Source organism: Pseudoalteromonas sp. Z1A6 (assembly GCF_011378745.1).
Taxonomy (GTDB): Bacteria; Pseudomonadota; Gammaproteobacteria; order Enterobacterales; family Alteromonadaceae; genus Pseudoalteromonas; species Pseudoalteromonas arctica.
The window spans coordinates 1-10372 of sequence record NZ_WTKW01000140.1 but is presented as its reverse complement, the minus strand read 5'-3'; the positions used below and the strand labels follow the sequence as shown (position 1 = coordinate 10372).

The window sequence follows — 10372 nt, the reverse complement described above, 5'->3', positions numbered from 1 at the left end:
ACTATAGCGGTAAATATAAAAGCCACTTATTTGAAGTGGCTTTTATTTAAACTATAAATTTTATACATAGAGTTTAGGGTCTGTTAATCTTTCAAGGTTAAATTTGCAGCAGCCTGTTTGGTATTCAAGCGAGGCAGAGCCTACATAGTGTGGTTATTTACCATAAGTAGGTGATGGCAAGCATAAATGACACTCGCTGCTATTTAGGTTTGACTTGGTGATGAAACCCTTTTGTTACCCAGTATTTTACTTATTCTTACAAGGATACAGCTATTAGAGTAATGTGGGCCGTATGAGGTGACTTGGTTACACATTTCACGCCGTGATTAAATAGCCTTTAAATTGAAATCATTTAACTCCGAAAGCTCACATACCTTATTAACTAAGAGGCTAAACTAATTTTATAGAACATTAAAGCAATCATAATAAAAACTACAAGTTGCGAATGAAAACTGTTAGTATTTTTGTTTTCAAACTAAATTTAACATCATGAAACTCTCATCTATTTTATTTATTACGTTTGTTACTTTACTTGCTAAAAATTATGTACATGCAAGTTCGCAGCCTCTTAATCCACAGCGAATAGTGGTTGCAGGAGGCTCAATAACAGAAGTTATTTACGCCCTTGGTGAACAACAACGCATTGTTGGCGTTGATAGCACCAGTGTTTATCCAGCTGCTGCAACTCAGAAGCCACAAATTGGCTATGTTCGCAAAATAAGCGTTGAAGGTGTGTTGTCATTAAATCCAGATCTTATCCTCGCTGAATCAGATATTGGTCCTAAAAAAATGGTTGAGCAATTAAAGCTCACTGGCGCTAATTTGGTTATCTTGCATGAAAACGACAACTTTTGGCGTATTGAAAATAAAATAGAGCAAATAGCCAAACAATTAAATGTTGTGAATAAGGGCAATATGCTCGCAGACTCTTTGCAAGCGGACCGCAAGGCCTTGTCATATATTTTAGAGCAAACAAGTACTAAACCTAAAGTTTTGGTTATCCGCAGTAGTCAACTTATGGTTGCAGGGGCAGAGACGACTGCTGATGAGTTGGTAACTATTGCAGGTGGAGTGAATATGATGGCTCAAACAGTGGTTAATTGGCAGACGATTTCAAGCGAGGCTGCATTGGCACTAAATCCTGATGTGATTATTAGTATGGGAATTGGCGCCAATGATCAGCAACCAAGCGCTGAAATATTATCTGTTTTTAAATATTCAAATGCGATAAAAAATGGGCGTATTTACAATTTTGATGCGCTCTATTTGTTAAGTATGGGGCCTAGAACGCCTCAAGCGGCCGTAGAACTAGCGCATGCATTTTATCCTAAAACACGCTTGCCAGATGGCTATCAATATAGATTTTTAAAATTAGCTGAAAACAGCACAAAAAAACAGGACGAGCGATAGTTATGCTGGCGTTAGGAAATAGGTTATTAGCGCAACAACGGATACGGGTTTTATCTATTCCTGTTTTGTTTATTATTTGTATATTGGTATTTTTTATTGCTCTAAGTCAGGGAGGGGTTGTGATAACGCTGCGCGAGACGATGCTTATGCTAACCCAGCCGGTAGATGATCAGCTTAAACACGCTATAATTTGGCAGATCCGCCTTCCTCGTATTCTACTTTCGATGGTTGTTGGAGCTGGTTTAGCAACCTGCGGTGCTGCAATGCAAGCTTTATTTAGAAATCCATTAGCAGATCCTGGTTTGATTGGCATTGCCAGTGGTGCAGCGTTAGGTGCAGTAGCAACTATTGTATTAGGAACAAGCTTGTTTGCTAATTTTAGCGACAACTTAGGCTACTATGCGGTGCCTGTAGGGGCATTTTTGAGTTGTATTGCGGTATGTATATTTATCTATCGGTTGGGCGCGCAAAATGGGCGTTTTACTATTGTTAGCCTACTACTGGCAGGGATTGCCGTAAATGCGATTGTAAACGCTATTATCGGTATCTTAACACTGGTAAGTAATGAGCAACAATTACGTGATTTAACATTTTGGAGCATGGGCTCTTTGGCGGGGAATCACCTTGCGATGATAATGCCAACACTCGGTATTATTATTGGTTGTTGTATTGGTTTATTACGTTTATCTAAACCTCTTAACGTGTATTTATTAGGAGAGGCTCAAGCGAAGCATGTCGGCATTAATGTGACTAAATTGAAAAAGCAGGTTTTTATATATACGGCACTTTGCACTGCAGCAGCCGTAGCAATTACGGGCGTTATTGGTTTTGTTGGCTTAATAGTGCCGCATATTATGCGCTTAATATTAGGCCCAGATCACCGTTATTTATTACCAGCTTGTATGTTAGGGGGAGCATTAATGCTTAGCCTTGCTGATTTATTTGCCCGTACCATAATGCTACCAGCAGAAGTGCCCATTGGTCTAATAACCAGTGCTATTGGCGGTCCATTCTTTTTGATTATGCTGCTAAAAACTTACCAAGGAGCAAAGTGAACTATGTTAATTGGCAACCAGCTTAGCGTAAAAATCAAACATAAAACGTTGCTGGATAATATTGATTTTTATGTAAAACCACATGAAATTGTAGTTATCATTGGTCCCAATGGCGCAGGTAAATCATCATTAATGAAAGCATTATCAGGAGATTTGCCGTTAAGTGGCGGAACGGTAAATATTAATCAACGAGAGTTAAATGAGTATAGTTTGCTAGAGCTTGCTAAATTAAGGGCGGTATTAACCCAGAGCTACGAGTTAGATTTTCCTTTCACCGTTAATGAAGTTGTTGATATGGCGCATTTTAGTCATCAAGAACAGTGCACGCAGGCTACTTTGAAACAGTGCTCTAATGATGCAATGAAAGCCGTAGGGATTACTCACCTAGCACAGCAATGCTTTACTCAGCTTTCTGGTGGTGAAAAGCAACGTACTCAATTAGCTCGTGTATTGTGCCAATTACAGCCAAGTTTAACTCAGCAAAAAAATGCTTATTTATTAATTGATGAGCCAACTGCTAGCTTAGATTTATATCATCAATATGAAGTTATGAACCAAGCCGTTACAACGGCAAAACAAGGCGCGGGAGTTGTTGCTGTTCTTCATGATTTATCACTTGCTGCGAGCTTTGCAGATCGAATTTACATGCTTGATAAAGGAAAAGTTGTTGCTCATGGCTCGCCTGAAGAAGTACTAACACAGCGCCATTTAAGTAATGTTTATAATATTAATGCAAAGCTGCAAACAGATATTGAAGATGTACTTCCCCACATTATGGTGGCGGAAAAAACACTTACAAATATATGATTTTAAGTTGTATCGATTACATATTATTGAGTGTTTTTATAAAGGGGTAACTAGGGCGTGTTGAATTTTGGTGGTTGAATTTACAGCGGCCTGTTTGGTTTTTAGGTAAGGCAGAGCCTATGTAGTGTGGTCACTGCCCATAAATAGGCGATAACGCAGCATAAAGACCAAACATTCGCTGCCATTTGGGTTCTTTCTAGGGACAATTAACTCTTTGTTGCCTTGTTATCGACACGATTTTCTTACCTCAAAATAGATCACTTAATTAAGCTAATTGGCATTACCGCAATGAGAGTGGACAAGTGTAGCTACATCTTGTAATTCAATATTTTCAGGTATCGCTATCTCTTTGGTTGATGCCTGCAGCCATGTTGCAGCATCATCAAGTGATTTAAATACGGCTCCAGGTATACCAAAGGCTTTTTGAACGCTCATATTCTGCAATTTTTGATATTGCTCCTCAGGAACAACGATAAGCATCGCTTGAACAAGTTGTAGCATTTTCTCTGCCGCACCATTTTTAAGCCATTCTTGTGTTGCAGGACCCGCCCCTTTAGGGTGTTGTAAGGATGCTTCATCTGTATAAACACGCACTACAATAAATGCTTCAGCTCTATCAAACCAACGATCCCATGATATTAAAGAGTCTAAGTGCATTGCTAGCGTGCACTCCCCCTTTGCTACTGTTACAGCTAATGGCCAGAGGCTGCTATCGTATTTAATTGTTGTCATACTTAATAACCTTTGTTATTGATTTTATAGATTTTTCCACGGCAAATGATTTAGCTTTGCTGTGGAAAAATCTGATTGATTAGAATGTATACTGTATGCCCGCACTAATAGTTCTTGGTTGGGTCAATACTGCTGTATCAAAGTTAGTATCAGGTTCATTGCTATCAGCAGGTGCTGTACCTGGATACAATGCAACAGGAGCATCTTCATCAAAAATATTACGTACTGAAAGATACACTTTAGCTTGCTCAGAGATAACGTAGTTCAAACTTGTATCAAAGGTCGCAAAAGCGTCTGTTTTACCGCCTTCATCGTTTGAAATACTGGTATACCAGCCATCAGTGTACTGGCCACTAACGTTAACAACCCAATTATTTGATTGCCATGTGGTCCCTAATTTCATAGAAGCAGAAGGAACCGTAAGTAATGAGTTCCCTTCTAGGCCTGAGTTTGGATAATCAGTGATCTCAGAATCTAACAGTGCAAAACCACCATAAAGATTGAACTGATCATTAATCTGCCAATCGGCATTAAATTCAAAACCAATAGTAGTTACTTCGTCTGCATTTCTAACTACATAAGCTTCATCACGTGAGTTTTCAGGTGTTAAATCAAAAGGTAGTTGCATGTCTGTATATTGCGAATAAAACAGGTTTTGAGATGTGCTTATACTGTTATTAGCCCATTGCTGACGACCATAGATTTCTAAAGAGTTTACGTACTCTTCATCATATTCATAGTTAACAATTGGTGCGCCAAAGGAAATGCCGCCGCCGCCTGCATTATACCCGCGAGATAATTGTAAACCGACAATATGCGTATCACTTACTTGGTAGCTGAGCCCAAGCTTAGGTAATAAGGCACTGTAGTCGTTATCAGATTCTATTTTTGCAATCGCTCTATCAGGATCACCGCCTTCACGTTTGCGATTTTCTTTTTCGTAGCGTAAACCTGCCGTTAGCTCAAATTTGTCACTAAATGGGAGGGCACCCTCAGAGTAAATTGCAAAATTATCTGAATCATCAGTAAAGCTTTGTTTTACAATGAATTGGATCCAATCATCTTGTTTTGAAGTGTAGTAGCGACTACCAATAACCCATTGTTCGCCGTTATCACCTTGATAGCGTAAACGAGGTTCTATCACAAACTCTTTGTTATCAATATTCGCTTTAGAACCATCTGGCGTAGATTTACGTTCAAAATTAAAGTCTGTTGCTGAAGCCGTTACCTCTAACTGTAGTTGTTGAGTTAATGATGCGCTGTATTCAATGCCTAAGCTTTTAGTATGCGTAACATGAACGGGTTGTTGCGGAAAGTTAGAACGACGCTGATCAAATGGATAATCAATGATTTCACTATTTGGACCACTGTATTTGTTATCGGTTAGTGTGACAACAACGCGTGTACCGTATTTGTCATCGCCCTCATAAAGTAATTTCCCTCTAATTGCACGGCCTTCCATGTCAGCTGGGTCTTTAACACCAGGGTAAGATTCATAATCAACAGATGAACTACGTTCAAATTGATCTGCTGCAATTCGTAAGGAAAACTGCTCAGAAAGAGGTTGATTATAAATAGCTGAAAGTCGTTTTTGGTCTAAATTCCCGCCTTCAGCACGAATTGTGAACTCTTGTTCAAACGTCGGATCTTGTGTTTCTACGCGTATTGTACCTGCTATTGCATTACGCCCAGCTAAAGTACTTTGTGGCCCTCTGAGAACTTCAATTTGTTCAAGGTCCCAAATACCTAAATCGCCAAAAACTATTTCGTTATAAGTAGCTGAACGACCATCAATTTGCCAGTTTAAGCGTGCTCTGCTGCCTGCAAAAAATGCATTCGCGTTTTCTGCAGCTCCAGTACCATCAATACCCCTTACTGTTGGAGCTTTACCAGTACCAGTGACCATTGTGATGTTTGGAATTTCGCTTAGTACGTCTCTTACGGTTCTTAATTCGGGGCGGCTTTCAAGTTCTTTACTATCGAAAACAACAACGCTATTACCACTTTGTAGTAGACTTCTTGATAATAACTCTCCAGTAACTTCAATAACGGTCATTTGATCCACTGCGTCATTGTTATCAGTATTAGCTAAAGCTGTAGTAGATGTAAGTGCTGCGAGGGGGATTAAAACATCCTTAAATTTCACAGGTACTCCCTTCTGTAAATGTAAATGATAATTGTTTTCAATGCTATATTCAATTGTATTAAAATACAACACTAAAGTTAATTAATGTTGTATTTTTAACTTAATTGTTAATCAGTAGAGAGGTGGTTTGGCTGTTATTTCAATCTAGGGCGATTTAATCGCGGCGTGAGGTTTGTAACCTAGTGGGCTTGGTAACGGCTCCTGCGTTACCCTACTGGCAGCGCATATTTGGCATTTATTCAACGTTATCGCCTATTTATGGGGAATAACCACACTACATAAGCTCAGCCTTGCCTAAATACCAAGCATACGGCTGAAAATTTAACCTCGAAAGATAAACAGGCCCTAGACAAATTTTTTATCTATTTGTTTCAAATAAAAATTTTAACGACGTATAGTGCAATTTAATTCGTTAAATTGCTCAAAGGTTTATGCAGGTTGGTATAACTAGGAATTTTTGAATTCGCACTCTGTGAGCACTATATTTTTGTCACATTGGTAAAATACGGTTAAGTAAGTGTCTTTAGGCACTTGCGGTGAAAGTGCTTGGGTTATTTTAAATTGCAGTTGTTGTTCATTAAAGGCAATGAGCGTAGCCGCTTCAAAGCCAAAAAATTGTTTCACACTTGCGTACAAAGCTTTAAAAATACTTTCTTTTGCTGAGAAGATAATGGTTAACGGGTGTGATACCTGCTCTGCGAACAATCTAAACTGAGGATAGTCATTAGGGTGCAAAATTTGTTCTTGTAGCTCTCGCTCTTGTTTTGCGCTCATTAGCTGTTCGATATCAATACCAATGCCAGCGATATCTGTGCGCTGAGAGGCCATTGCCATTGCAATCCCTTGAGTATGGGTAATACTAGCGATAACTTTATCAGGCCATATCGGCGCGCGATCATTGCTAGAAAGAATATCAAAAGAGGAAATACCGAGTGCGTTTAGTACTTTTTTCGCACAAAATCGGCCAGCCAAATACTCGGCCTTTCGTTTTGTGACTGCTTTTTGAAGTTGCAGCGGTGAAAAAATCTGATAACTCGAAAAGTCACTATCAATAAAGTGGTTACTATCAAATTTACAACAAAAAGTGCTGTGGCTAAGGTAGGGTGTAAACTGAGTATAAGGGGAAAGTTCCATATGCTATTTGCATTTTTCCTAAAATTAAGAGTAGCGCTTTAATGGTACGTTAAAAATATAATAAATAAAGTAAAGTTTATGACCTGTGCTGAGCTTAAGCTCATTACGTAATGTACAATATGCATGATTAATTAACCTGAACTCTGGATAATAAATCTATATCGAGCAGCTGTTTTCAGCGCTAACTGTGTTGAATTCACTTGCAATAGGCCAGCTATTGACGTGTAAATTTGCCTTGTTTTCACTGAAAATCTTTGGCTAGAGAAAATAAATTTAAATATCACCATGATTCAACACTTTAGTAAATCTCTTAACCAGAGCTCAGGTTACTTAGTTTTTGAGTGTTTAACGAGTTTGGCACAGAGCTTTGATCTCCTGAATAAGGGCAATGCTTGCTTCGTTATCGCCATGCACACATAAACTATCAGCATGTAAAGGTAATACCTTTCCCGATTGAGTTGTTACACAGCCTGTAGTTAACAGTTGTTTTACTTGCGCAATCAGTGCCGATTTATTATGCACGCTACCAGGAATATTCCGCGATACTAACAGTCCTGCATCGGTATATTGACGGTCCGCGAAGGCTTCTAAAATTAATGTTAATTGGTATGTTTTGGCAAGTTGCTGATGGCTTTGTGCTTTAGCCGTTGCAAGTAGCATGAGCTTTAATGGGGTTGGGTAGATGGCAATGGCATGCATGACAGTGTTTAATATTGTTTCATCAGCCATCATGTCGTTATAAAGCGCGCCATGTGGTTTAACATAGCTAAGCGTTAAACCTTGTACTTTTGCCATGCCCTCAATAGCGGCTATTTGATAATGCAGGCAGTTTATTAGCTCGCTTGTACTAAGATTCATTGAGCGCCTACCAAAACCTTGCAGGTCTGGGTAGCTGGGGTGAGCGCCAATTTGTACGTTATATTGTTTGGCAAGTGTGAGCGTGCTTGCCATTACATCGGCATCGCCGGCATGAAAACCACAGGCAATATTAGCCATATCAATATGTGGCATTACATCATCGTCTAGCCCCATTTTCCACGCGCCAAAACTTTCGCCTAAATCACAATTAAGTTTCATATTAATGCGCCTTTTGCGATTTTATTGTAACAGGCAGTACGCCGTTAGCAGGCGCTTCACCCAGTAACACTTTTGCAAGGGCGGTAAAAGCAGGCCCAGATACAATATCGTTTTTATCTACATCAATATTATATGCGTAGGATGCAAGTACAGCATTTGCATAATTACCAAATTTAGCAATGTCGTACGGTGCTCTTAGGCTTATAAAAACAGTGCTTTTATTTTCCTCTTTTGCCATATTTAATAATGACTCAAGTGCTTTTGGTTGCTCTGCATTATTAAGTGCAAAATTAGGATCGTCTTTTAAATCATCCATACCGCCAATTTCTACCGCACTTTGATTAGGCGTTGCATTGCCGGCTATAACTATATCAGCAGCGTGTATTTGTGCTTTTGCGAGTGCAGGGTCGAACCCTTGTAAGCTACTACAGCTATAGGTGAATTTTTGCTGGCTGGTAGCTTCAATTGCTTGCTGCATTGCCATACATTTACGCGTGTCGGGCATAATAATATGAACATTACTTCCTGCTTTTAAATTAAGCGGTAAAATACTGTTATTATTTTTAACCTGCGTTATAGCCTCTACAGCAAGTTGCGCTTCTATTTCACGATGTGCTGCACTGCCAATAACCTGCTTAGCTTCAGTAAGCGCGGTAATAGGGTCAAAATTAGTGCTTAATCTAAATTTATTTTTAAGAGAGGTAATACGCATCGCAGATTGTGCTATTTCTTGCTCATCAAGTTGTTTTGATTTAACCGCTGCAACAAGCTCTTTAATAAGGTCATCGAGCTTGTTTAAATCATCCGGCGTTCTAATTTCAACGGGCATTAGGGCAATGTCAGCCCCAGCCGCAAACGTATTAATTACCGCTTGAGTTGGTGTAAAAAAGTTACTAATACCTGCCATATCAAGCGCATCGGTTACTACAACACCTTGGTAATTAAGCTCACCGCGTAAAATATCAGTAATGATTGCGCGCGACATTGTTGCCGGTTTTATCATGGTTTTGCCATCAACACTTACAAACGTTGTGCTATCGAGCGCTGGATACTGGATATGCGCCGTCATGATCATGCCAGGGTTTTGCTTGGCGATAATGTGTTTAAACGGTGATAGGTCTTGCTCATAAATAACCTCTTTTACATGGTTTACTTGAGGCAAACCTGTATGGCTATCTACATTTGTATCGCCATGCCCAGGAAAGTGCTTTAACGAAGTAATAACGCCATTGTTTTCAAACCCTGCAACTTGAGCTGCGCCTAGCTTACTAACGAGTGCTGGGTTTTCACCAAATGAGCGTACGTTGATAACAGGGTTATCGGGGTTCATGTTTACATCAACCGTAGGCGCATAATTTACATTGATACCCAGCGAATTTAGCTCTTTAGCTATTACTGTTGCTGTTTTTGTGGCAAAGCTTGTACCGTGTTTTTTGTACGTTGCGCCAATCGACATATTACCGGTAAATGATGTAGCAACATCGCGTGGTAAACGCGCTACACGTCCGCCTTCTTGATCTATTGATATAAATAAAGGCAGCTTACTACTGGACTTACTTGCAGCTGTTTGCAATTGGCTATTAAGCGTAATGGTTTGTTCTATTGATTGAGTGTTTTCAGAAAATAAAATAACTCCGCCAATATCGTATTTAGCAATAGCGACGGCAAGCTCATTAGGTAACTCGGTCATTGGAGTTCGGCATTTATTACTTGCTCCTTGCTGGCAAAAGTAGCGAAAGTCGAGTATTAACTTTTGCCCAAGTTGTTGTTCAAGAGAAAGCACGGGTTTAGCAAACGAGGATTGTAATGGCATTAAACACCCAGATAAAAAAACGATAGACGGTACAATACACTTATTTAGCAAAACACACTCCAAGGCTAAAAAGTAGATAAATGTATGCAGCTTAACTACTTTTTAAAGTAACTGCAAAAGAAGGTTTTCTTTACAAAAACCATTAACGTATTGTAAAAATTGAAGAAAAATTATAGTTTTGAACTTAGTGAAAAGTTA

General features: G+C 39.3%; 8 protein-coding genes. 3 read left to right on the top strand and 5 right to left on the bottom strand.

What is annotated here, in order from left to right:
* The first annotated feature begins 489 nt into the window (after positions 1 to 489).
* Genes GQR46_RS10475 through GQR46_RS10465 form a run of 3 tightly spaced genes read left to right on the top strand, consistent with a single transcriptional unit; the run spans position 490 to position 3272 of the window.
* Positions 490 to 1410 (top strand): ABC transporter substrate-binding protein, encoded by a 921-nt coding sequence (locus GQR46_RS10475; protein ID WP_165740913.1) that lies wholly within the window; start codon positions 490 to 492, stop codon positions 1408 to 1410.
* A gap of 2 nt (positions 1411 to 1412) precedes the next feature.
* Positions 1413 to 2465, top strand: coding sequence for an iron ABC transporter permease (locus GQR46_RS10470; protein WP_165740912.1), 1053 nt, complete (start codon positions 1413 to 1415; stop codon positions 2463 to 2465).
* Between the two features lie 3 nt (positions 2466 to 2468).
* A complete protein-coding gene (locus tag GQR46_RS10465; RefSeq protein WP_008139336.1) occupies positions 2469 to 3272 on the top strand; it encodes a heme ABC transporter ATP-binding protein in 804 nt (267 codons plus the stop codon).
* Between the two features lie 270 nt (positions 3273 to 3542).
* On the opposite strand, the gene GQR46_RS10460 is transcribed toward GQR46_RS10465, so the two are convergent.
* The 5 genes from GQR46_RS10460 to GQR46_RS10440 form a co-directional block, all read right to left on the bottom strand.
* Complete coding sequence (locus GQR46_RS10460; RefSeq protein WP_165740911.1) at positions 3543 to 4004, bottom strand: hypothetical protein; 462 nt, start codon at positions 4002 to 4004, stop codon at positions 3543 to 3545.
* Between the two features lie 79 nt (positions 4005 to 4083).
* A complete protein-coding gene (locus GQR46_RS10455; protein WP_165740910.1) occupies positions 4084 to 6150 on the bottom strand; it encodes a TonB-dependent receptor in 2067 nt (688 codons plus the stop codon).
* A gap of 447 nt (positions 6151 to 6597) precedes the next feature.
* Positions 6598 to 7284, bottom strand: coding sequence for a 4'-phosphopantetheinyl transferase superfamily protein (locus GQR46_RS10450; protein WP_165740909.1), 687 nt, complete (start codon positions 7282 to 7284; stop codon positions 6598 to 6600).
* A 345-nt stretch (positions 7285 to 7629) separates the two neighbouring features.
* Complete coding sequence (locus GQR46_RS10445) at positions 7630 to 8361, bottom strand: 5-oxoprolinase subunit PxpA (protein ID WP_165740908.1); 732 nt, start codon at positions 8359 to 8361, stop codon at positions 7630 to 7632.
* A gap of 1 nt (position 8362) precedes the next feature.
* Positions 8363 to 10174: a glycoside hydrolase family 3 protein gene (locus GQR46_RS10440; protein ID WP_165740907.1), complete on the bottom strand. Its 1812-nt coding sequence runs from the start codon at positions 10172 to 10174 to the stop codon at positions 8363 to 8365.
* Positions 10175 to 10372 lie beyond the last annotated feature (198 nt).